At 72.2% G+C, this 21537-nt stretch carries 27 protein-coding genes and 1 pseudogene; 15 read left to right on the forward strand and 13 right to left on the reverse strand.

Annotation, left to right across the window (positions count from 1 at the left end; translation table 11 throughout):
* Positions 1-228 precede the first annotated feature (228 nt).
* The 3 genes from dnaB to ABWI04_RS25100 all read left to right on the forward strand — a co-directional run bounded on the left by dnaB (position 229) and on the right by ABWI04_RS25100 (position 3807).
* Positions 229-2847: a replicative DNA helicase gene (gene dnaB / locus ABWI04_RS25090; protein ID WP_353833967.1), complete on the forward strand. Its 2619-nt coding sequence runs from the start codon at positions 229-231 to the stop codon at positions 2845-2847.
* Positions 2848-2944: 97 nt separating this feature from the next.
* Positions 2945-3313: a hypothetical protein gene (locus tag ABWI04_RS25095; RefSeq protein WP_353833968.1), complete on the forward strand. Its 369-nt coding sequence runs from the start codon at positions 2945-2947 to the stop codon at positions 3311-3313.
* 101 nt (positions 3314-3414) lie between these two features.
* Complete coding sequence (locus ABWI04_RS25100) at positions 3415-3807, forward strand: NUDIX domain-containing protein (RefSeq protein ID WP_345178719.1); 393 nt, start codon at positions 3415-3417, stop codon at positions 3805-3807.
* Between the two features lie 71 nt (positions 3808-3878).
* Here ABWI04_RS25100 and ABWI04_RS25105 read toward each other — a convergent pair whose 3' ends face one another.
* Positions 3879-4760 carry an NAD(P)-dependent oxidoreductase gene (locus tag ABWI04_RS25105; protein ID WP_353833969.1) on the reverse strand — a complete coding sequence of 294 codons (882 nt, stop codon included), beginning with the start codon at positions 4758-4760 and terminating at the stop codon, positions 3879-3881.
* Between the two features lie 49 nt (positions 4761-4809).
* On the opposite strand from ABWI04_RS25105, the gene ABWI04_RS25110 reads away from it, so the two are divergent.
* Complete coding sequence (locus ABWI04_RS25110) at positions 4810-5211, forward strand: MerR family transcriptional regulator (RefSeq protein ID WP_353833970.1); 402 nt, start codon at positions 4810-4812, stop codon at positions 5209-5211.
* Positions 5212-5247: 36 nt separating this feature from the next.
* On the opposite strand, the gene ABWI04_RS25115 is transcribed toward ABWI04_RS25110, so the two are convergent.
* The gene (locus tag ABWI04_RS25115; protein WP_353833971.1) at positions 5248-5820 is read right to left on the reverse strand and encodes a PadR family transcriptional regulator; all 573 of its coding nucleotides are present in this window, start codon (positions 5818-5820) and stop codon (positions 5248-5250) included.
* A 118-nt stretch (positions 5821-5938) separates the two neighbouring features.
* On the opposite strand from ABWI04_RS25115, the gene ABWI04_RS25120 reads away from it, so the two are divergent.
* Positions 5939-6331: a nuclear transport factor 2 family protein gene (locus tag ABWI04_RS25120; RefSeq protein WP_353833972.1), complete on the forward strand. Its 393-nt coding sequence runs from the start codon at positions 5939-5941 to the stop codon at positions 6329-6331.
* A gap of 73 nt (positions 6332-6404) precedes the next feature.
* Here ABWI04_RS25120 and ABWI04_RS25125 read toward each other — a convergent pair whose 3' ends face one another.
* On the reverse strand, positions 6405-6677 hold the full coding sequence (locus ABWI04_RS25125) for a hypothetical protein (protein WP_353833973.1): 273 nt from the start codon (positions 6675-6677) through the stop codon (positions 6405-6407).
* A 213-nt stretch (positions 6678-6890) separates the two neighbouring features.
* On the opposite strand from ABWI04_RS25125, the gene ABWI04_RS25130 reads away from it, so the two are divergent.
* Complete coding sequence (locus tag ABWI04_RS25130; RefSeq protein ID WP_353833974.1) at positions 6891-7796, forward strand: LysR family transcriptional regulator; 906 nt, start codon at positions 6891-6893, stop codon at positions 7794-7796.
* A gap of 549 nt (positions 7797-8345) precedes the next feature.
* Here the strand turns inward: ABWI04_RS25130 and ABWI04_RS25135 are convergent.
* Positions 8346-8828 (reverse strand): DNA translocase FtsK, encoded by a 483-nt coding sequence (locus tag ABWI04_RS25135; RefSeq protein ID WP_353833975.1) that lies wholly within the window; start codon positions 8826-8828, stop codon positions 8346-8348.
* 75 nt (positions 8829-8903) lie between these two features.
* Complete coding sequence (locus tag ABWI04_RS25140) at positions 8904-9056, reverse strand: hypothetical protein (RefSeq protein WP_353833976.1); 153 nt, start codon at positions 9054-9056, stop codon at positions 8904-8906.
* A gap of 143 nt (positions 9057-9199) precedes the next feature.
* On the opposite strand from ABWI04_RS25140, the gene ABWI04_RS25145 reads away from it, so the two are divergent.
* The 4 genes from ABWI04_RS25145 to ABWI04_RS25160 all read left to right on the forward strand — a co-directional run bounded on the left by ABWI04_RS25145 (position 9200) and on the right by ABWI04_RS25160 (position 11392).
* A complete protein-coding gene (locus tag ABWI04_RS25145) occupies positions 9200-9703 on the forward strand; it encodes a SigE family RNA polymerase sigma factor (protein WP_345178740.1) in 504 nt (167 codons plus the stop codon).
* Entirely contained in the window at positions 9700-10548 is an 849-nt protein-coding gene (locus ABWI04_RS25150; RefSeq protein WP_353833977.1) for a hypothetical protein, read from the forward strand. The genes ABWI04_RS25145 and ABWI04_RS25150 overlap by 4 nt, the downstream gene beginning before the upstream one ends.
* A 122-nt stretch (positions 10549-10670) precedes the next feature.
* Positions 10671-11099, forward strand: coding sequence for an alkaline phosphatase (locus ABWI04_RS25155; protein ID WP_353833978.1), 429 nt, complete (start codon positions 10671-10673; stop codon positions 11097-11099).
* A 125-nt stretch (positions 11100-11224) separates the two neighbouring features.
* A complete protein-coding gene (locus tag ABWI04_RS25160) occupies positions 11225-11392 on the forward strand; it encodes a hypothetical protein (protein ID WP_353833979.1) in 168 nt (55 codons plus the stop codon).
* 8 nt (positions 11393-11400) lie between these two features.
* Here the strand turns inward: ABWI04_RS25160 and ABWI04_RS25165 are convergent, their stop codons facing one another.
* Entirely contained in the window at positions 11401-11913 is a 513-nt protein-coding gene (locus ABWI04_RS25165; protein ID WP_345178750.1) for a GNAT family N-acetyltransferase, read from the reverse strand.
* A gap of 60 nt (positions 11914-11973) precedes the next feature.
* Positions 11974-12438, reverse strand: a complete 465-nt coding sequence (locus tag ABWI04_RS25170; RefSeq protein ID WP_353833980.1) for a MarR family winged helix-turn-helix transcriptional regulator — start codon at positions 12436-12438, stop codon at positions 11974-11976.
* 87 nt (positions 12439-12525) lie between these two features.
* Here ABWI04_RS25170 and ABWI04_RS25175 point away from each other — a divergent pair, with 87 nt between their 5' ends.
* Positions 12526-12909 (forward strand): nuclear transport factor 2 family protein, encoded by a 384-nt coding sequence (locus ABWI04_RS25175; RefSeq protein WP_345178753.1) that lies wholly within the window; start codon positions 12526-12528, stop codon positions 12907-12909.
* A gap of 10 nt (positions 12910-12919) precedes the next feature.
* Here ABWI04_RS25175 and ABWI04_RS25180 read toward each other — a convergent pair whose 3' ends face one another.
* Positions 12920-13708 (reverse strand): SDR family NAD(P)-dependent oxidoreductase, encoded by a 789-nt coding sequence (locus tag ABWI04_RS25180; RefSeq protein WP_345178755.1) that lies wholly within the window; start codon positions 13706-13708, stop codon positions 12920-12922.
* Positions 13709-13738: 30 nt separating this feature from the next.
* Entirely contained in the window at positions 13739-14515 is a 777-nt protein-coding gene (locus tag ABWI04_RS25185; RefSeq protein WP_353833981.1) for an alpha/beta fold hydrolase, read from the reverse strand.
* Positions 14516-14666: 151 nt separating this feature from the next.
* Between ABWI04_RS25185 and ABWI04_RS25190 the strand changes: the two are divergent.
* Positions 14667-15515 (forward strand): annotated as a pseudogene (locus tag ABWI04_RS25190) (helix-turn-helix transcriptional regulator).
* 6 nt (positions 15516-15521) lie between these two features.
* Here the strand turns inward: ABWI04_RS25190 and ABWI04_RS25195 are convergent.
* A complete protein-coding gene (locus ABWI04_RS25195; RefSeq protein ID WP_353833982.1) occupies positions 15522-16643 on the reverse strand; it encodes a methyltransferase in 1122 nt (373 codons plus the stop codon).
* Between the two features lie 17 nt (positions 16644-16660).
* Between ABWI04_RS25195 and ABWI04_RS25200 the strand changes: the two genes are divergently transcribed.
* Positions 16661-17032 (forward strand): YrdB family protein, encoded by a 372-nt coding sequence (locus ABWI04_RS25200; protein WP_353833983.1) that lies wholly within the window; start codon positions 16661-16663, stop codon positions 17030-17032.
* A 19-nt stretch (positions 17033-17051) separates the two neighbouring features.
* On the opposite strand, the gene ABWI04_RS25205 is transcribed toward ABWI04_RS25200, so the two are convergent.
* Positions 17052-17909, reverse strand: a complete 858-nt coding sequence (locus ABWI04_RS25205) for a helix-turn-helix domain-containing protein (RefSeq protein ID WP_353833984.1) — start codon at positions 17907-17909, stop codon at positions 17052-17054.
* A 44-nt stretch (positions 17910-17953) separates the two neighbouring features.
* Positions 17954-18604 carry a DUF4097 family beta strand repeat-containing protein gene (locus tag ABWI04_RS25210; protein WP_345178767.1) on the reverse strand — a complete coding sequence of 217 codons (651 nt, stop codon included), beginning with the start codon at positions 18602-18604 and terminating at the stop codon, positions 17954-17956.
* Positions 18605-18847: 243 nt separating this feature from the next.
* Here ABWI04_RS25210 and ABWI04_RS25215 point away from each other — a divergent pair, with 243 nt between their 5' ends.
* Both ABWI04_RS25215 and ABWI04_RS25220 read left to right on the forward strand, forming a co-directional pair.
* Entirely contained in the window at positions 18848-20236 is a 1389-nt protein-coding gene (locus ABWI04_RS25215) for an MFS transporter (protein ID WP_345178769.1), read from the forward strand.
* A 9-nt stretch (positions 20237-20245) separates the two neighbouring features.
* Positions 20246-21001: an SDR family NAD(P)-dependent oxidoreductase gene (locus ABWI04_RS25220; protein ID WP_345178771.1), complete on the forward strand. Its 756-nt coding sequence runs from the start codon at positions 20246-20248 to the stop codon at positions 20999-21001.
* Positions 21002-21069: 68 nt separating this feature from the next.
* Here ABWI04_RS25220 and ABWI04_RS25225 read toward each other — a convergent pair whose 3' ends face one another.
* Positions 21070-21432, reverse strand: coding sequence for a nuclear transport factor 2 family protein (locus tag ABWI04_RS25225; RefSeq protein ID WP_185029635.1), 363 nt, complete (start codon positions 21430-21432; stop codon positions 21070-21072).
* Between the last annotated feature and the right edge of the window lie 105 nt (positions 21433-21537).

The raw sequence follows: 21537 nt of genomic DNA on the forward strand, positions 1-21537 counted from the left end.
AGCACCTGGATCTGGGTGTCGTCCCCGGAGAATCCACAGAGTTGTCCACAGGTCGTGCACAACCTGTACCGCGTGTCTGCACAGGTCGTCCACAGGCTTGTCCACAGGACGCTTTGCCCGCGGGGGCGCGCCCTCGCGAGAATGTCCGACGCGACAGGTAGACGTGGGGTGAACGGTCGGCGATGGGCGGACGGGGCGCCGGCGGGCCATGACGAAGGGGGTGTGGCGGTGAGCGTTGCGGATATCGGGCCGCAGGAGCATGAGTTCGAGCGCACCCCCCCGCACGACATCTCGGCCGAGCAGGGCGTGCTCGGCGGCATGCTGCTCTCCCAGGACGCCATCGCCGAGGTCGTGGAGATGCTGCGCACCCCCGACTTCTACCGGCCCGCCCACCAGATCATCTACGACGTCATCCTCGACCTCTACGGCCGGGGCGACCCCGCCGACGCCGTCACCGTCGCAGGCGAGCTCACCAAGAACGGCGAGATCGGCCGCATCGGCGGCGCCCCCTACCTGCACACCCTGATCTCCCTGGTGCCCACCGCGGCCAACGCCGGGTACTACGCCAAGATCGTCCACGAGCGCGCGGTCCTGCGCCGCCTGGTCGAGGCGGGCACCCGCATCGTCCAGATGGGCTACGCCGCCGACGGCGCCGACGCCGACGAGGTCCTCGACCGGGCCCAGGCCGAGGTCTTCGCCATCGCCGAGAAGCGCGCCGGCGAGGACTACGTCGCGCTGAGCGAGATCATGCCCGGCGCCCTCGACGAGATCGAGGCGATCGGCAGCCGCGGCGGCCAGATGGTCGGCTGCCCCACCGGCTTCGCCGACCTGGACGCCCTCACCAACGGCCTGCATCCCGGCCAGATGATCGTCGTCGCCGCGCGGCCCGCCATGGGCAAGGCGCTGCACGTCGCCACGCCGCTCCCGACCCCGGCCGGCTGGACGACGATGGGCGAGGTCAGGCCCGGCGACCACCTGATCGGAGCCGATGGGAGACCGACCCGCGTGGTCGCGGCGACCGAGGTGATGCACGGCCGCCCCTGCTACGAGATCGAATTCTCCGACGGCGAGGTCATCGTCGCCGACGCCCAGCACCAGTGGCGCACCACCGAGACCGGCGCCTCCCGAGACGCCTCCTCCCTTCCCGGCCGGCGTCCGATCGCGGGTGAGGCCCGGCACTCCGTTCCCACCGTCGCCGAAGCCGCCTGCCGCGTCCCTCTCGCAGGTCAGGGGAGCGCCCGCGTCCGCGCGACCGCGGGCGTGGGCGGAGGGCCGTACGCACACCGCCCGACCGCCGAAGCACGCCCCGCCCTGGCGCAGCAGCCCGGCTCCCGCCACGCCGAGCTCGTCCACGCCGCCAACCGCCGATCCTCGGCGACCGGCATCGGCGGCGGAACGCCTTCGGGCTCCCCGGCCGGCGCTACGGAAGGCCCCGCCACCGCCTCGCCGCACGTGACCGCGCCCCGGATCGAGACCACCGAGCAGATCTTCGCGGCCCTGAACGGAGGCGCTCGCCGCGCGGTGGAGTTCGCCGCCGCGTTCGACCTCCCCGAGGCCGACCTGCCGCTCGACCCCTACGTCCTCGGTGCGTGGCTCGGCGCGGGTGACGATGACGAGGCCCGCGTCACCTGCCTGGACGGCGCGGTCATCACCCAGATCGCGGCCACCGGCCAGGAGGTCGCCGCAGAGGCCGTTTTCGGGTGCCACCTCCTGCCCGGCCTACGCGAGGGGCTCGCCTCGCTCGGCCTGCTCGACGGCAAGCACATCCCCTCCCGGTATCTGCGGGCTTCCGCCGATCAGCGCCGGGCGCTCCTGGCCGGGCTGCTCGACGTCTGCGGGCACATCTCCCTCGACGGCCGCGTCGACGTCGCCGTCCCGTCCGCGCGCCTCGCGGCTGACATCCGCGAGCTCCTCCTCAGCCTCGGTCACGAGGCCGCCCTGGCCGCCGACCCCGCCGGAGAAGACCTCTGGCAGATCGGCCTCGTCCCTGCCGAGACGGTTTTCCGGCTGCCGCGCAAGGCGTCCCGGCAGCGTGCGGCGGTCCGCACGCCCGTGCGGCACATCGTGGACGTCCGGCCCGTCGAGAGCGTGCCCGTCCGGTGCGTCCAGGTCGACAACGACGACCACCTGTACCTGGCGGGCCGTTCCTGCGTTCCGACGCACAACTCGACGCTCGCCCTCGACTTCGCCCGCGCCGCGTCCATCAAGCACGGGCTGACCTCGGCGTTCTTCAGCCTGGAAATGGGCCGCAACGAGATCACGATGCGCCTGCTGTCCGCGGAGGCTCGGGTGGCGCTGCACGCGATGCGGTCCGGCACCATGCAGGACGAGGACTGGACCCGCCTCGCCCGGCGCATGAGCGAGGTCGCCGAGGCGCCGCTGTTCATCGACGACTCCCCGAACATGTCGATGATGGAGATCCGCGCGAAGTGCCGCCGCCTGAAGCAGCAGCACGACCTGCGCCTCGTGATCATCGACTACCTGCAGCTGATGACGTCCGGCAAGCGCGTCGAGAGCCGCCAGGTCGAGGTCTCGGAGTTCTCCCGCTCGCTGAAGCTCCTCGCCAAGGAACTGGGCGTCCCGGTCATCGCGCTCTCCCAGCTCAACCGAGGCCCCGAGCAGCGAACCGACAAGAAGCCCATGGTGTCCGACCTCCGCGAATCGGGCAGCATCGAGCAGGACGCGGACATGGTGATCCTGCTGCACCGGGAGGACGCCTACGAGAAGGAGTCGCCGCGCGCCGGCGAGGCCGACCTGATCGTCGCCAAGCACCGCAACGGCCCGACCGCCACCGTGACGGTCGCCTTCCAGGGCCACTACAGCCGCTTCGTCGACATGGCCCAGTAACCTCCCGCGGCGCGGGCCTGCCTCGTCGAAGACGCGGCATCGGGGCGTGCCCGGCTCTGACGGCCCGGACGTCCGAGGTGCTCGCTACGGTTCCCGCATGATCACCCGTCCTACCGAGGGCTGGCGGCGGCTCGGCACCTTTCCCGAGGTGTTCCTGGAGCGGGTCGAGAGGGCGCTGCTCGCTTTCGAAGCCGAGGTGACGGCCCTGGGCGTCGCCTCTGACCAGGCCGTCATGGCCGCCGTCGAACACGTGGTCGTCGCGCTGAACCAGATCGACGGTACTGACGACCACGACATCGACACCGTCGACCGCGAAGAACTCTGCGAGTACATCGACGACGTGCTCACTCACGCCGGAACCGACGTCGAGGCGCTGGCGCGCCGGCGGGGCATCGACCCCGCCGAGCTCACGGACGAGTGGCGAGAAGTGACACGAGCCCCGGTTCTGCGTGGGTATACCTCCTGAAGTTGTGAGCGCGGTGCGTTCTGGCATCGCCGGAAGTTCTCCGTGGACGGGGGCGTCGGTTGATCGGATCTGTGCCTCAGGACGAGCCGTTCGGAGTGGCGGTGATCCTCACCGATCGCCTCGGGCGGGTCCTGATGCATCTGCGGGACGATCTCCCCGGCATCGCATGGCCGGGGTACTGGTCGCTGCCGAGCGGCCTGGCCGAACCGGGCGAGACCCCGGCGGAAGCGATGGCGAGGGAGCTTCGCGAGGAGACGGGCCTCCGCCTCCCCCTGACCCAACGGCTGGACTCTCCCCCGGGGCCTGACGGTGATCGTGTGGTGTTCTTCACCGGGTCCTGGCATGGGGATCCCGCGACGCTCCCGCTGACCGAGGGCGTGAAGCTGGAGTTCTATTCGCTGTCCGGTCTGGCGGGCCTGCGGGTTCCGCCGTTCGTCACCGAAGCTCTCCAGCAACTCCGAGCCTCGGGGCTGCTCGGCGGCGCGGCGGACTAGGCCCAGACCTGAACGTCACGCGGCACCGGCAGGCCCTTCGAGCCTGCCCCGGGCGCGCTCTCGCGACGCGGTCATTCCGGGGTGGCGGGGTTGCGGAACTCGTCGATCAGGACCGGGTACTGCTCCGCTCCGTGCCCGGCGGCGATCGCGCGGTCGGCCATCGCCTTGAACAGCTTCGGCAGCGCGGCGTCGACGCCCGCCGCCTCGCTCTCCTCGACGAGGTGCGCCATCGCCCGCGCGTCGGTCTCCAGGGCCGAGACCTCGGCCGGGTAGGAGCCGCGGTCGATCTGCTCGGCGTATCCCGGCAGCCATCCGCCCACCACGCCGGCGATCTGCTGCGCGAACGGCGCATAGGTCGCGGCGTCGACACCGGCCGTCCCGAGCAGGGCGGTGCCCTGGAGCCAGGCGTTCAGGATGCTCCACATCATGGCCAGGCCCGCCACGTCGTAGAGGGACGCGAGTCCGGGGTCCTCGCCGAGGTGGGTGATGGTGCCGAGCGCGCCGAGCGTCGACTCGTGCTCCTCGAAGTCCCGTCGCGGCCCGCTGTGCAGGATCACCGCCTCGGCGGTGCCGATCGCCGGCGGGACGGCCATGATGGCGCCGTCCAGGTAGCGGGCGCCGCGCCGCTCGGCCCACCGGGCGGCTTCCCGTGCCTGCGCCGAGCTGCCGGAGGTGAGGTTGACCAGCGTCGTGCCGTCCGGCTCGCTCGCGTCGAGCACCTCCCGCACGGCCGGGTAGTCGGTGAGGCAGATGATCGCCAGCGGACCGCTCCTGAGCGCGTCGCCGGCCGTCGGCGCCGGCCGCGCGCCCGCGGCCACCAGCGGGTCGGCCTTGGATGCCGTGCGGTTCCATACGGTCACGGGATGTCCGGCCTTCAGGAACGCGCCGGCCAGTGCCTGGCCCATCAGGCCGAGTCCGAGGACCGTTACGGGGATGTCGCTGTTGTCGTCCATGGCAGCATCGTTAACGTTGATACCGGTGTGAAGGTCAAGTGGGGATGCGATGCGGATCGGGGAGTTGAGCCGTCGAACGGGCGTCAAGGCCCATCAGCTGCGCTATTACGAGGCGCAGGGCCTGCTGGAGGCGGATCGCGGCGCGAACGGTTACCGCGAGTACGGCGACGCGGCGGTCGTGCGGGTGAGGCAGATCAGGCACCTGCTCGGCGCCGGTCTGTCCTCCGAGGACATCGCGTACCTGCTGCCCTGCGCGGCCGGGGAGGCCCCGGACCTGCTCGGATGTCCCGAGCTGCTGGCCGCGATGCGGACACGGCTGCGGCGGCTGGACGATCAGATGGAGAGGCTCGCCCGGTCCCGCGACGCCCTCGCCGGGTACATCGACGCCGCTGAGCGGACGGACGGCGGGAGCCCGCCGGCGTTCGCCTGTGCAGAGCCCCTTCCCGCCTGAGACGGGCGGGACGCCGTGCCGCCGCCGAAGAGGCGGTCAGCCCTTCAGGGGGTGGCCGGCGGTGCGGCGGTCGAGGATGGTCAGGGTCTCCTCGCACCAGCGGAGGTTCTCGCGCTCGAACGCGAGGCCGCGCCTGAGGGTGAGGTAGGGGCCGATCCGGTCGGCGGTGGCCAGGTAGTCCTCTTCGGTGCGGCCGTTCAGGAAGCGGGCCTGGAGCCGCTCGAACCGGGCGATCTTGGATTCGGCCCAGGCCCGGCGCTCCCGGAGGGCGGCCATCACGGCCTCGACGTCCCCCGCGTCCACCGCCTGGACCTGCACCATCAGTTCCTCGCGCATCGCGCCGGGGCGCGGGGGCCGGGCGGTGAACTCGTGCAGGGCGCGGCGGCCCGCCTCGGTGAGGGAGAACAGGCGCTTGTTGGGACGGCGCTCCTGCTGGACGACGCGCGCCTGGATCAGCCCGTCGGCGGCCATCTTGTCCAGCTCCCGGTAGAGCTGCTGGGGTGTGGCCATCCAGAAGTTGGCCACGCCGGCGTCGAAGCTTTTGGACAGGTCGTACCCGGACGCCTCGCCCTCCAGAAGGGTCGCCAGGACCGCGTTCCGCAACGACATGGTTCCGAGCGTAGCGGCCCGTGATCGTCGCCACGCCGCCGCCCGGTGGACGGCCTCCGACCTCCCGGCTAGTGTAATTTGCACCTATTCAACAAGTTGGATATCTCGGGGGTGTGGCATGCATCCGTTCAGGCGGGCGGTGGAGGCCGGGGACACGGCGGCGATCGCGGGGCTGCTGGCCGACGACGCGGTGTTCACCAGCCCGGTCGTCTTCAAGCCGTACCACGGCAAGGCGATCACGGCGGCGATCGTGCGGGCCGCGGCGCGGGTGTTCGAGGACATCCGCTACGTGCGGGAGATCGTCGGCGCGGACGGCCGCGACCACGCGCTCGTCTTCCAGGCGACCGTGAACGGCCGCGAGGTGCACGGATGCGACTTCCTCCACGTCGACGAGGACGGCCTGATCGACGAGCTGACGGTCATGGTGCGCCCGCTGTCGGGGGCCACCGCGCTGGCCGAGGCGATGGGCGCGCAGTTCGAGCAGATCGAGCGCGAGCTCCTCGGCTCCTGACCGCCTCCCGACACCGGCGGGCGGCGGCCCGGCCCGTGGGGCCCGAGGCCGCCGCCCTGGTCGCCTCCGGAGCTCACGAATGGACGGTGTCCTGGTCGGCGTGCCCGGTCGCCGTGCCCGTTGGGGCCGGTCCCGGGCGCGGGGCGCCGGCCCATCGGATGATCACGGTGGAGAGCCGCGGCATGACCACGTTCACCATGACCGTGACGAGCACCCCGCTGATGACCGCCGCGCGGGCGGCCATCGGCAGCGCGGCGAGCAGGTCGCCGAAGACCGCCAGCAGCGCCATCACTACGGCGAACGCCGCCAGCCACGCCATGAGGGTCATCGCGAGCCTGACCCGCATCGGGGCGCTCACCGCTGCCCGCCGCCGTTGACCAGGATGTCGCCGCTCGTCTCCGGCGCCTCGATCACGCCGTTCAGGGTCATGAACTCCGGCACCACCAGCTTGCCCATGGTCAGGCCTCCCGCGTTCCGTTCGGTTCGACGGTCCGACGCTAAGCTGGCCCAGCATGATAAGTCCAAGACAGGTTTGCGCTCTTCGTAATAGCGTTTGTTTATGGAACTCCGGCAGCTCGGATACTTCGTCGCCGTCGCCGAGGAACGCCACTTCACCCGCGCGGCCGAGCGCGTCCAGGTGGCGCAGCCGGCGGTCAGCCAGCAGATCCGCCGCCTGGAGGCCGAGGTCGGCGAGCCTCTGTTCCGGCGCGATCGGCGCTCCGTCGCCCTGACGGCCGCGGGGGAGGCGCTGCTGCCCCATGCCCGCGCCATGCTCGCCGAGGCCGCCAACGCGAAGGAGTCGATCGCCGCGCTGTCCGGGCTGCTCACCGGGAGCCTCGCGGTCGGTCTGGTCCAGCCGCTGCCCGACCAGCGGGTGCTCGCACTGCTGGGCGCTTTTCACCGCCGCCATCCGCGGATCCGCCTCACCCTGCGCGAGGACGAGACCGACGGCCTGATCGCCGCCCTGGCCACCGGGGAGCTCGACGCCGCCATCGTCGGCCAGGGCCCGGCCGACACCCCGCTCGCCGCCGAGATGACCCCGCACGTGATCGCCCGGGAGGACGTCGTGGTCGCCCTGCATCCCGACCACCCCCTCGCCTCGCGGGACTCGCTCACCCTCGACGACCTGCGGGACGAACCCCTCGTCACCGCGCCCCGCACGAGCAAGCTCCGCACCAACATCGAGGCCGCCTGCGCCCGCTTCGGCTTCGTCCCGAACGTCGTCGCCGAGACCCGCGACCTCACCCTCGTCCGGCAGCTCGTCCTCCAGCGGATCGGCGTCGCCGTCCTCCCCGAATCCGCGCTCCAGGGGCCGCCCGCGCTCGCCCGGGTCCCGCTGGCACGTCCGTCGCTGGAACGCCGGATCGTGCTCGCCGCCCGTCCCCATCACGCCAGCCCAGCCGGCCGCGCCTTCCTCGCCATGGCCCACCGCCGCCTCTTGCCCGACGAAGAGAACGCACGGTGACGTAATGCGAAGCAGATGTGCGCCCTTACCTGGCAGCGTCCTAGCCCCCATAGACGGCGAGCGTGCCGCCCGATCAAAGGAACATAATCGTCTGCATGACGCGGAAGCCGCGTGACAATGATCAGGACGAGGGTCGCGGCCGAGGGCGAGGAGGTTTTCGCCTTCATGCGCCCGGTCCTATGGGGTGCGGCGAGCCACGTCGACTCCCTGGAATCGCCCGTACGGGGTTCCGGGAAGACTGGCCCTCACCCCCAGCGAGGGTGAAGGCCAGCAACTAGCTCATCCAGTGTCCATGGTGAACACCGCAGGCGACCCTAGGGTCGCCTCAACTCCGGTAACACTGGACCTACTGGCCCGTTCCAGCGCAGACGCCACAACCGCCGCCGCTGCAGTGCTGACAAACATTCTTCATGGGAACAACCTCCGTTTGGTTCCGTGACTTACCTTCTGCGGCCCTGCCGCACTAAGGACTGTAGGCCGCCGTGAGGATTCGGCAACTGCCGACCAACTCGGGGTTCCGGCCCCCGCAGCAGGCCCTGCACCCCGACATCACCTCAGGCCAGAGCTGAAGGGCTTGTTGCCGGTGGCGCGGCGGTGCCGGAGCCAGTCGGCCGCCAGGCTGCGGGCGGCGGTCGGGTCCGTCGGCGCGGCGGTGTCCTCGTCGGTCTCCAGGCCCTCGGCCTCCTCTTGCGTGGGCTCCTGGGCGACGTCGGCGGCGCCGGCGGTGACGGTCGGGTCGGGGGCGTCGGTGCGCAGCGCGGCCGTGACCGGGTCGCCGTTCCGGCGGAGCTGGTCGAGCACGGCCGCGGCGCCCTCGGCGGGCACGAGGACCGGGTGCGCGCCGTCGTCGCCGGCGGTGCCGATGGCGTCCTTGCGCTCCAGCGCCTCGATGAGCCGCGAGGCGTCGGCGGCCGGGATGCGCAGCTTGCGCGACAGCATGGGCGCCGTGGCGCGCTGGGTGTTGATGACCAGCTCGGCGGCGGCCAGGAGCTCCTCGTGCTCGGCGAGAAACTCGGCGCGCTCGTCGAACACCTCGACGTCGAGGGGCTGTGAGCCGCCGTGCGGGCCGGGGCGCTCGCCGGGTCCTGTGCACCGGCCGGGGCGCGGTCAGGGGGGCTGCAGGCGCATCAGGCGCGCGGTGAACTCGTCGGCGTCCTTGGCGGCGGCCGGGTAGGCCGCGGCGTGCGCGACCATCGCGGCGTTGGTGGCGCGGCTGTCCGGTCCATCTGCGTTCTCGGCCCCATGAACGAGCAGCAGCACGCCGCCCTCATCGCGGCCCTCGTCAAGCACGCGGGACCGCGCTGGAGCCCCCGCACCGGCCCCTGACCCGCGCAGACAGACCATCCGCCATTTGCCGGGTCTTTCCTGCCAACCATCCGGGCTCGCTGCGGCGTTCAATGGGCGTGAGTGAACCGACGCAGGAAGCCGCGTACGCCACGTTCGCGGCCGCGGCGTGGAAACGCCACTACGGCCTGGCCACGCTGCTGACCGGCGACCCCCACCGCGCCGAAGAGCTCCTCCAGGACTGCCTGGTGAAGCTGTACGTGCGGTGGCGTCGGGTGGCCGACGGCGATCCGGACGCCTACCTCAAACGGATGCTGGTCAACGGCAACGTCAGCTGGTGGCGGCGCAGGCGGCGCGAGTTGCTGACCGAGGCCCCCGAACGCCTCGACGCGCGCTCCGACTCCCCGCGGGAACCGGACGACGAGCTGCGCCGGGCACTGCTCGCCCTGCCCCGCCAGCAGCGCGCCGTCGTCGTGCTGCGGCACTACGCCGACATGACGGAGGCGGCGACCGCCGGCCTTCTCGGATGTTCCGTCGGCACCGTCAAGAGCCAGCACTCCCGGGCGATGAAACGGCTCCGTTCGACGCTCGCCCTTCCGCAGACCGAGGAGATCACACGATGAGCGATGAGCAGCTGACCCGGATGCTGCGGTCGGCGGCCGGGGGGCACCCGATCCCCAGCGCGCCGATCGAGGCCATGGTGCACCGCGGCCGGCGCGCCAGGCGCAGGCGCCGCACGGCCGCCGGCGCCCTCGGCACCGGCGCGATCGCGCTGGTCGCGGCCGCCGCCACCCTCGGCGGGAACCTCGTCTCCGGCGGCGGCCACGGTGATCGAGTAATCACCCCCGGACGCGGCGGCGACGTCACCCTGGCCGCGGCCACCGAGGCGACGGCGGGCACGACGTTCCACGTGAAACTGACCTGGACGCTGAGCTCGCGCGGGCGCCGCGAAACGGTGGAGACCTATCAGGGCGCCTTCGACGCCCCCCACCGGCGCGGCTACCTGCGCGGCCCCGGATCGGTGCCGATGGAACAGCGTTTCATCGGCGACGACCGCTATGTGCTGCGCGGCAAGACATGGCGCAAGCTCGACCACGGGCTGAACGGGCTGACGCGCGGCACCACCGGCCCGCAGGAGCTGACCGCCGATCCCGGGCGGATGCTGCGGATGCTGGCCACGTTCGGGACGCTGACGCCCCAGGGCCGGTCCGGCAGCGGAGCGACGGCGGTGCAGACCTACGCGTTCTCCCACGCGGCCCGTCCCGCCGAGGGGTCGCCCGCCGGGACGCGGATCACGGGCACGGTGACGATCGGGATCGCGACGCGCAAGATCCAGAAGATCGTGCAGACCACCGTCATCACGACCGCGACCCCGGAGATCGCCGACCGGGACCCCGTCCGCTTCACCTCCGTCACCGAGTTCTCCGACTACGGGACGCCGGTGAACGTGACGCGTCCGTCCCTGTAGCGGACGACGCCGGCCCCGATGCGCGCGGCTCGGGGCCGGCGACCGGGACGCACCACCGTTCGCCGCCTGTTCAGTCGCCCGTCGTGATCGGCGAGGCCTCGGCCTCATCTGGGCCTGGTGCCTTGTGCCTGTTCGTCACCGACGAGGCCGGGCTGAACGCGGCCAAGCCCGGCGGCAGGCTGCTGGGGCTGTTCGCCGACGGCAACATGCCGCAGGAGTGGACCGGTCCGGCGGCCAAGGTCGGCGGCACCGACCCGGCCAGGTGCACGCCGAACGGCTCCTTCGGCGGCCCGCACCTGTCGACCATGGCGTCCAGGGCCATCGGTCTGCTGGACGCGCAGACCAGGCACAGCCGCAAGGGCTTCTTCCTACAGATCGAGGGCGCCTCCATGAAGATGAACTACGCGACCAACACCCCGGGGCAGTCCCAGGAGCACACCGGCACGCAGGTCCGGATCGCCGCGAAGGGCCCGCAGGCCGCCGGCGTCCTCGGCGTGACCGACCAGACCGACCTGTTCCGCACCCTCACCCGCGCCCTCGACATCCGGTAGCCAACCGGAACCAGCGGATCCCACGTTCATCCCACCCGAGGCCGGTCCCCCCGTGACCGGCCTCGGCTCGGTCGCCGACGCACAGCTCGCCGTGCTCACCGTCGCGGACCCGAAGGCGGCACGCCGTGCCGCGGCCTTGTTGGAGGAGAGCAGGTGACGACCCGACCACCAGCGAACCGACGCCGGACCCGCGGATCAGGCAGGCCGTCTTCGGTGGCGTGGGGCTCGTCGAGTACCTGATCTGGGACGAACTGCTCGTTGTCGTCGCGGTCGACCTCGTCTGGGGCGGCTGATCCCGGCTTCAGCGGGCGGGGCGTTCGTAGATGAGTTCTCGGCCGTCTTCTTCGTCCCATTGTTCGCCTACGTGGGTGAAGCCTTGGCCGGCGATGGTGGCCAGGGACGCTTCGTTGTCGGGGCTGATCGTGGCGCGGACGGTGGTGACGGACGGTTCGGCGGCGGCGCGTTCGAGGAGGGCGGCGAGCATCGCGCGGGCGTAGCCCTTGCGGCGGTGGGCGGGGTCGACGGAGTAGGCGATCTCGACGGTCCCGTTCTCGTCCGGGGCGCCGTGGAAGCCCGCGTGGCCGACGACCACGCCCTCCGGCTCGGCGACGGCGGCCCGGACGATCCAGGGGGCGTGGGACGGGTCGCGGTCGAGTTGGGCGAGGCGGAAGCGCCACAGGAACTTCGCGTCGCCGGTGGTGAAGTAGTCGGTGAGGGGGACCCCGGCGACCGCGCCGGCGCCCTCCAGGTCGTCCTCCAGCAGGGCCTTCATCGCGGCGGGCGGCAGTTCGGCGAAGCGGACGGCGGGGGGCATGGGCGGCTCCTCGGTCGGGGGCGATCACCTTAGGCGGGCCGGCCCGACGACCACCAGCGATTAACCGGGGCGGCGGTTCTCCGCATGGTGGTCGACGACGCGGAGCAGCAGGTCGGTGAGGCGGGCGCGCTCGTCCGGCGCCAGGGGGGCGAGCAGGTCGTCCTGGATGCGGCCGAGGACCTCGTCGAGTTCCACCAGGTGGCGGGAGCCCTCGGGGGTGAGCGTGATGACGTTGCGTCGCCGGTCGGACGGGTCGGGGGAGCGGTCGACGAGGTTCTTGGCGGCCAGCTCGTTCAGGGCGGCGACCACGTCGCTGCGGTCGATGCCCGAGCGGCGGCCGAGGTCGGCCTGGCTGGACGGGCCGTACTCGTCGAGGGCGGCGAGCAGCCGGTAGTGGTAGCCGCGGGCGCCGGCTGCGGCGAATCCCTCGGCGAGCAGGCGGTGGCTGTGCGCGGACGCCAGGTTGATCAGCCAGCTCGGGGTGTGCCGGAGCCGCGTGGGCGTCCGGTCGTCGGACGTCGTCATGCGGACAGTGTAGGGGCTTGTTGGTGGGGCCAACGATCATCTAGTGTTGGCATTGCCAATGTTGGCATAGCCAATGAATGGAGAATCATGGACGACCGTGCCGAGCTCGCCGCCCTCGTCAGCCGACTGGGAGCGTGGCTGGACGACAAGAGCCCCGGCGACGGGCGGACCGTGTTCACCGAGGACGTCGAGGCCCGCACGCTGGGCGGCGTCGCGAAGGGGCTCGAAGCCGTCGTCGCGCAGGCGCGCCGGAACCACACGGTGCCGACGCAGCACTTCATCACCAACCCCCTGATCGACGTGGACGGCGACCAGGCCGCGATCGGCGCGAACCTGCTGGTGGTCTTCGCTCGGGACGAGGGCCTGCGCCTGCTGGGCGAGCGCTACGAGTTGCGCGCCGCCCGGACGGCGGACGGATGGCGCATCAGGCGGGTCGAGGTCCGTCCGATCTGGGAGGCCGCGAACGTCTGAGACCGCCGGATCAGGGAGACGTGAGCTCGTCGGAGAGGGCCTTCAGGCGGGCGCGGGCGTCGGAGTCGTAGGCCTGGGCGTTCGCGCGGGCCTCCTGGAGCCCGTCGAAGAAGCGGCCGGACACGGCGTCCAGGGCGGGGTCGGTGACGAGGCGGTGGGTCGCGCGGACGCCCTCCTCCAGAGTGCTGATCGGCGACGACACCATCTTGGTCGGCATGTAGGTGGCCGGGTGCAGGGCGTTCGCGGTGACGCCCGTCCCGGCCAGCTCGGCGGCGAGGTCGAGCGTGAACAGGATCTGGGCGAGCTTGCTCTGGCAGTACGCCCGCGTCCCGCTGTACCCGCGAGTGATCATCACGTCGTCGAAGTCGATGGCCTGCTGGCCGAGGCTGCTGACGTTGACGATCCGGGCGGGCGCGGAGGCGGTCAGGGTGGGCAGCAGGAGCCGGGTGAGCAGGTAGCCGGACAGGTAGTTCACCTGGAACGTCAGCTCGTGGCCGTCCGCGCTCTCCCGCCGGGGGCCGTCGACGCCGATGCCCGCGTTGTTGACCAGGACGTCCAGGCGCGGGTGGTCGGCGCGGACGGCCTCGGCGAGCGCGCGGGTCTCGGCGAGCGAGGACAGGTCGGCGCGGTACCAGGAGGCCTTGCCGCCGATCTCCTGGAGGGTCGCCTCGCCGCGCCGGTCGTCCCGTCCGTGGACGAGGATCGTGGCGCCCTCGGCGGCCAGTTCGGCGGCCAGGGCGCGACCGAGCCCGTCGGTCGCGCCCGTGATGAGGATGGTCTGCTGATCGATGGGACGCATGTTCTCCATGGTGCCCGGCGCGCGCGGCGGTCAGGGACGGTCGAGGAAGTCCCGGACGAGCTTGACGAACTCGTCGGGCCGCTCGGCCATCGCCACGTGGCCGGTGTCGAGCTCGGCGTACTCGCTGCCGCTGATGCCCGCGGACAGCTCCCGGTGGTTCTCGACGGGGATCGTCTGGTCGCGGGTCGCCCCGATGACCAGGGTGGGCGCCGCGACCCGGGGCAGCAGCGGCCGGATGTCGAGCCGCGCGACCAGGTCGATCTGCCGAAGCCGGTCGTCGTTCAGCTCCATGAACGCGTGCTGCTGCTCGACCGCGTCGTGCCCGATCCGGTTGAGGAACGCGCGGCTGAACGCGGTGAGCGTCGCGAACCGTCCGAAACTCTCGGGGCTGTCGGCGAGGCTCGACCAGAGGACCATGTGCTGCCGGACGTACTCGTCGCCCGCGTGGGACAGGCCCGCGACGGGCGCCAGCCGCCGGACGAGGTCCGGTCGCAGCGCCGCGGCCGCGACGGCGGTCGGGGCGCCGAGCGAGAACCCGACCACGTCGGCGGGGCCCGTGTCGGCCTCCTCGATCACGGCGTTGACCTGCGCGCCGAGCCCCTCGATGGTGAGCGGGGAGCCGTCGTCGCGGGCGGGGTCGCTGCCGGAGAGGTCGGGCAGGACGACGGTGCGGTGATCGGTGAACCGGTCGAGTATCTGGTCCCACATGGCCGAGCCGGGCCCGACGCCGTGCACGAGGACGAGCGCGGGCCCGGAGCCCTCGACGCGGTAGGGGACGGTGGCGTTTCCAACTGTGACCTTCAGCATGGCGGTCGTCCTTCTCAGTGGTGTCGCTGGACGCCGTCAACGCTCGCAAGGCCGGGCCGCGATGAGAATCGGACGGTTCTGGCTAGGACAACCGGTCCCAGTCTCAGCTCTACGGGCATTCCGGACGGAGCGGAATCATGGGGGCATGGAGATGGACCGCAAGGAGCTCGCCGACTTCCTCCGCCGCTCCCGCGAGCGGCTGCGCCCGCAGGAGGTCGGGCTGGCGGCGGGCCCCCGGCGCCGCACCCCGGGGCTGCGCCGCGAGGAGGTGTCGCAGCTCGCCGGCATGTCGGCGGACTACTACATGCGTCTTGAGCAGGCCCGCAGCCCGCAGCCGTCCACGCAGCTGCTCGGCGCGCTCGCCCGCGCGCTGCGGCTCACGATCGACGAGCGCGACCACCTGTACGTCCTCGCCGGGCACCGCCCGCCCGCCGGGCCGTTCGCGGGCGAGTACGTCCGGCCGAGCATGCTGTACCTGCTGGACCGGCTGCACGAGACGCCGGCGCAGATCATCGGCGACCTCGGGGACCTGCTGGCGCAGAACGCGCTGGCCGAGGCCCTTTTCGGATGCGTCTGCACGGTGGAGGAGCCCAACCGGAACATCGTTTGGCGGTGGTTCACCGACCCGTTCGTCCGGGAGGCGTACCCGGAGGAGGAGCATGAGCCGCACGGCCGCCGGCACGTCGCCCAGCTGCGGGCGGCCGTCGCGCGGCGGGGCAACGACGCGGCCGCGTCCGCCCTGGTCGAACGGCTGCACGCGGCCAGCGACGAGTTCACCCGGGTCTGAGAACGGCACGAGGTCGCCGTCGAGCGCACCAGCCGGCTGAAGGTCGTGCACCCGGAGGTCGGCTTCATCGAGTTCGACACCGAGGCGCTGCTGACCCCGGCCGAGGACCAGCGGCTCTTCGTGTTCACACCGCCGCCCGGCACCGGCAGCATCGAGTCCCTCGACCTGCTGCGCGTCATCGGCCCGGAGACCGCGCACCGCAGCCACCGCTGACCGGCGTCACCCGGCGGTGAGCCGCCACAGGGACGTGGTCTCGGCGGCGCGGGCCGCGTGGAGGGGGTCGTCGGGATCGGCGGCGCGCGGGTGGCGCGGCGCGGTGTCGAGCCTGCCCGCGACCCGCAGGCCGGACGAGGCGATCATCTCCAGGAGCTCGTCCCGCGTGCGGAGGCCCAGGTGCTCGGCCAGGTCGGAAAGGATCAGCCAGCCTTCCCCGCCCGGTTCGAGGTGGTCGGCGAGCCCGGACAGGAAGCCGCGCAGCATCCGGCTGCCCGGATCGTAGACGGCGTGCTCCAGGGGGGTGCTGGGCTTGCCCGGAACCCAGGGAGGGTTGCAAACGGCCAGACCGGCGCGTCCGTCCGGGAAGAGGTCGGCTTGCACGACCTCGACGTTCACACCTAGACGCTCAACGTTCTCCTGGGCGCAGGCCAGCGCGCGCGGGTCCTGGTCAGTGGCGACGACGTGCTCAATGCCACGACGTGCCAGTACCGCTGCCAGGACGCCCGTACCGGTTCCTATGTCGAAAGCCGTTTTCGTCGGCGGAAGCGGTGCCTCGCCCACCAGGTCTACGTACTCGCCTCTGATCGGCGAGAAGACGCCGTAGTGGGGGTGTATACGGTCGCCGCCAAGCGCCGGGATCGAGACGCCCTTCTCGCGCCATTCGTGGGCGCCGATCAGGCCGAGCAGTTCTCGCAGTGAGGTGATGTAGGGCTGGTCGTCCGGCCCGTAGGCCTCCGTGCAGGCGTCCTGGACGTCCGGGGCCCGCCGTAGCGGAATCACGTGACCGGGGTCGAACGGTATGAGCAGCATGCCGAGCGTCCGCGCGCGCTGGGCGCGTGCCTGCCGGTACAGGTGGAACGCCTGCGCGCGGTCCGGTTCGGGCTTGTTCTTGCGCCGCCGTGGGGGACGGTCGATCCGGCGTGCCATGGCCTTGAGAAGCTGCCGCGCGTTCTGGAAGTCACCGCGCCACAGAAGCGCGGTGCCTTCGCACGCCAGGCGATAGGCGTCGTCCGCGCGCGTCTCGTCGTCGGCGACCACGATGCGCCGGGGCGGCGGGGCGCCGCTCTCCGACCGCCAGCGGACGCGATGGTCCCGGCCGCCCTCCTGCCAGGAGATCTCGTCCACAGGAGTACCGTATCGGCGTGCGTCTACCTGGGGCCTTGCATGCCGCCAACGAAGGCCTCGCCTTCCTGCTGGAACTCGCCGCCATCGCCGCGCTCGCCTGGTGGGGCTTCACGACCGGCGGGAACGTTCTGGTCAACATCGTCCTCGGGCTCGGTGCGCCCGCGGCCGCGATCGTCCTGTGGGGCATGTTCGCCGCGCCACGGGCCCGCTTCAAGATCCCGCTGCCGCTCGTGCTGCTGGTGAAGGCCGCCGTGTTCGGCGCCGGCGCGCTCGCCTTCCACGGCGTCGGCCACACCGCGGCGGCCGTCGCCTTCGCGGTGATCGCCCTGGTCAACACCGCCCTCGCCACCGCCGACCGCGACGCCCACTTCCGCATGGCCGCCGAGTGAGGCGGCCGCCGGCCCGCCCTCAGGCGAGGTCGGCGCTGGAGAGGTGCGCGGACGTCTCGGCCAGCCTGTGCAGCGCCGCCTCTGACGGCGAGCCCGGTTCGGCCGCGTAGAGCATGAGGCGGCTGAGGTCGGGGTCGCCGGGCAGGTGCAGGGTCTCGAACGGCAGGACGAGCCGTCCCACCTCGGGATGGTCGATGCGGGCCTCGCCGTTCGTCAGGTCCGTGACGTGGTGCGCCGACCACAGGCGGCCGAACTCCGGGCTCCGCTCCCGCAGGCAGTCGATGACCGCGCGCAGGTGCGGGTCGTCCGGGTCCTGGCCGGAGCGGAAGCGCAGGTAGGCCGCGTTGCGGCGGGCCACCGCCGGCCAGTTGCCGCCCAGCCGGGCCTTGTAGTCGGGGTTCAGGTGGATCTGGTGCGACCAGGTCCGCTCGTCCGGCGGGACGTTCGCCAGGTCGACGAACACGGCGGCGGTGAGCCGGTTCCACGCGACCACGTTCGTGTAGTGCCCGACGACGTAGGCGGGCGCGTGCGTGAACGCGTCGAGCAGGTGCTGCAGCGGGGCCCGCAGGCGCGGAGGCGCGGTGAGGGGCGCGCGGCGCGGCGGGTGGGCGAGCCGGTGCAGGTGGGCGTGCTCGTCGCCGTCCAGCCGCAGCGCCCGCGAGATCGCGTCCAGGACCTCGGTGGACACGCCGTCGGCCGTGCCCTGCTCCAGCCTGATGTAGTACGCGACGCTGACCCCGGCGAGCTGCGCCAGCTCCTCGCGCCGCAGGCCGGGGACGCGCCGCCGCGTCCCGTAGGAGGGCAGGCCGGCGTCGTCGGGACGGAGCCGCGCCCTCCGCGACTTGAGGAACTCGCCGAGTTCGCCGTTGCGCGCCATGCGGCCGAGGCTATCCGGGGCCGCCTCGCGCGAGGACCGACGGGTCAGGCGGTCCTGGTGGTGATGTCACCGTTGCTGGTGCTGACGTCGAGCCGGTACTCGGCGGACGGGTCGTTCGGAATGCCGAGCCGCCGGTCTCCGTCGCCGGTGTGCGTGCTCACGCGGTAGCGCCCCGCGGGCATGGTGACCGTGACCTCGCCGTTGTCCGTCTTCGCGCGGACGTCCTGGGGCGCACCGGGCGTGAGGGTGACGTCGCCGTTGGACGTCTCGGCGTCGACACCGCCCTTGAGACCGCTCCCCCGGATCTCGCCGTTGTCGGTCCTGACCTTGATCGGCCCCGCGGCCCCGTCCAGGCGGACCGAGCCCGAATTCGTGGACACATCCACCTTGCCCACCTTCGACAGGGTGATGGAGCCGTTGGAGGTGCTGCCGGACACGGGGACCCCGGCCGGGAGTTCGACCGTGTAGCTCACCGAGCAGCGGGAGCCGCAGCCGCGCAGGGTGAGGACGCCGTTCTCGACCTGGTGCGTGGGCCCGTCGGGCTTGTCCCCGCGGTACTTGACCTCGCGGTGCAGGGTCGTCTTGGACGACCCGCCGCGCAGCGTCACGCCGCCGGACCCGATCTGGTCCAGTCGCACAGCGGTGATCTTGCCCTTCAGCGTGGCGTCGTCCTCGTAGGTGGAAGCGAATGCCACGTCGCATGCGCTGAGGGCGGTCACGCTGACCGCTGCTAGGGCGAGGGCGAGAACTTTGCCACGCACTGAAGCCTCCTGGTCGATCCGGCTGAACGCTGCTGAGCCTAAGGAGACGGGTCCCGGATGGCCGTCACGCCAGGGAGCCAGGTTGGTTCTCCCTCCCAGTGCCTGAGCCTGCTACTGGGAGTAGTACGAACGAGCGGGGACTGGGTAAGCGCGCCCAGCGCAGCGAGGGTCTCTGCCATGACCGCACTCACGACCGCCGTGTCCGCTCCCCCAGAGCGGATGACGTCACGGCACAAGCTGGTACTGACCCTCCTGCTCGGCGCGCAGTTCATGCTCGCCATCGACTTCTCCATCCTGAACGTGGCGATGCCCGTCGTCGGCAGAGGACTGGGCTTCGGGCTGGACGAACTCCAGTGGATCGCCACGGCGTTCGCCCTCCCCGCCGCCGGATTCACGCTGCTGTTCGGCCGCGTGGCCGATCTGTCCGGCCGGCGCCGGATGCTGCTCGCGGGCATGGCGCTCCTGGCCGGAGGGTCCCTGGTCGGCGGGCTGGCCACCTCACCGGCGCTGCTGCTCACCGGGCGCGTCCTCCAGGGCCTCGCCACGGCGATCGCCACCCCGGCCGCGCTGTCGCTGCTCACCACGTCCTTCCCGGAGGGGCCGCTGCGGACCCGGGCGCTCGGGCTCAGCGGCGCGCTGATGTCGGCCGGGTTCACCGTCGGCGCGATCCTCGGCGGCCTGCTGACCGACCTGCTGAGCTGGCGCTGGGCCTTCCTCGTCAACGTGCCGGTCGCGGTGCTGATCTTCGCGGTCACGCCCGCCGTGGTCGCGGAGAGCCGGTCCCCGGACCGGGCGAGGCTGGACGTTCCCGGCGCGGTCACCGTGACCGGCGGCCTCCTCGCCCTCGTCTACGGGATCACGTCCGCCGGGTCGGCCGGCTGGGGCTCCCCGGCAGCGCTCGGCGCGCTGGCCGCGGCCGCGGTCCTGCTCACCGCGTTCATCCTGGTCGAGCGGCGGTCTCCGGCCCCGCTCGCGCCGCTGGACGTCCTCACCCGCCGCACCGTCACCTGGGGCAACGTGGGTGGGTTCGTCGCGTTCGCCACAGAGACGTCGCTGGTGTTCCTGATGACCCTCTACCTCCAGAAGGTCTTGGGCTTCTCGCCGCTGGCGACCGGGCTGGCGCTCGGCGTCCTCGGCGCCGGGACGTTCGCCGGGGGTGTCGCCGCGCCCCGCCTCATGGGACGGTTCGGCGGCCGGGCGACGCTCGTGTCCGGCCTCGTGCTGCAGGCCGCCGCCACCGCCGCGCTGCTGGGCCTCGGGGAGTCGCGCGGCGCCCTCGGCCTGCTGCTCGCCGCCACCGCCGTCGGGGGGTTCGGGAACCTCGTCGCGATCGTCGCCTTCATGGGGATCGCGACGTCCGGGCTGCCGGACCGCGAGCAGGGCCTCGCGACCGGGCTCGCCACGATGACGCAGCAGGTCGCGATCACCCTCGGCATCCCGGTGATGAGCGCGGTGGCCACGGCGAACGCGTCCGTCCTCGGCGGCGTCCGCACGGCGACGGCCGTGAACGTCGCCGTCGTCCTCGCGGGAGCGGCCCTCGCCGGCGCGTTCCTGCGCCGTTCGTAGGGGACCGCCGTGGATCTCGAACTCGAAGGCAGGGTCTACATCGTGACCGGCGCGTCCGCCGGGATCGGCGAGGCGACCGCCGCCCTCCTGGCCCGCGAGGGGGCCCGGGTCGTGCGGGTGGCCCGCTCCCCCGTCGACGTGGCCGCCGACCTCACCCGGCCCGACGCCGCGCAGCACGTCGTGGACGTCGCGCTGGAACGGCACGGACGCCTGGACGGCCTCGTCAACAACGCGGGCGCCCTCGAATCCCGGATCGGGTTCCTCGACGTCACCGACGCCCAATGGCACGCGACGTTCGAGCTGAACCTGCACGCCGCCGTGCGCATGGCCCGTGCCGCGCTGCCCGCGCTCATCGACCAGGGGGCAGGGAGCATCGTGCACGTCTCAAGCGAGGCCGCCCGTTTTCCCGATACGCCACTGGTCGACTATGCGGCGTCCAAGACGGCGCTCCTGTCGGTGTCCAAGACGCTGGCGGGGGAGTTTGGGCGATGCGGGATCCGCTCCAACGTCGTCGCGCCTGGCCCGACCCGCACGCGGCTGTGGGACGAGCCCGGAGGGTTCGCCGACCAGCTCGCCGACCAGTACGGCCTACCGGTGGAGGAGGCGATCCAACGATTCGTCCAGGACGAACGGCGGCTCCCCACCGGACGCCTTGGCACACCCCAGGACGTCGCACGGGTCATCACTTTCCTGCTGTCACCGCTGGCCGCCCAAGTTACCGGCGCCGAATGGGCCGTGGACGGGGGAGCGCTACGGCAACTCTGAGCCTGCGTGCCGGACGTCACGGGCGTCCGGCACGCTGCCCCTCTTCCGACACAGACCGGAAGGCCAGGTCAGGCCGGAACCTTGTCGAGGAACCCGGTGACCCGGTCGAAGCGGCCCTCGTCGTCGAACGTCGCCACGTCGAAGCCGACCACGATCGCCTCGCCGCCCTCCGGACCGAGCTCCCAGGTGAAACGGGCCACGTTGTGGTGGGCGTCCACCGTCCCCGCCGCACGGAACACCAGGCCGGGGAACTGCTGCTGGGCGGCTCCGACGAACGCGTCGATCGCGTCGCGCCCCTCCGCCACGCCGAGCGGGTCCACGTAGACGGGGCTCTCCGTCCACAGCTCGTCGATCGCGGCGCGCCGGGCGGCCGGGTCGGTCTCGTTCCACACGGCCAGGTAGCGCTCGACCCGCTGCTGCACATCGCTCATGTCATGACTCCCATCTGGTTCTTCGGGTTCGTCGCCCCGATGACCTCTACGGTGCCGGGCCCGCGGCGGAAGATCGATTACCTGGGAGGTCATGCCCGCGCGGCC

It is taken from the genome of Actinomadura sp. NPDC000929 (assembly GCF_040492065.1).
GTDB classification, from domain to species: Bacteria; Actinomycetota; Actinomycetes; order Streptosporangiales; family Streptosporangiaceae; genus Spirillospora; species Spirillospora verrucosospora.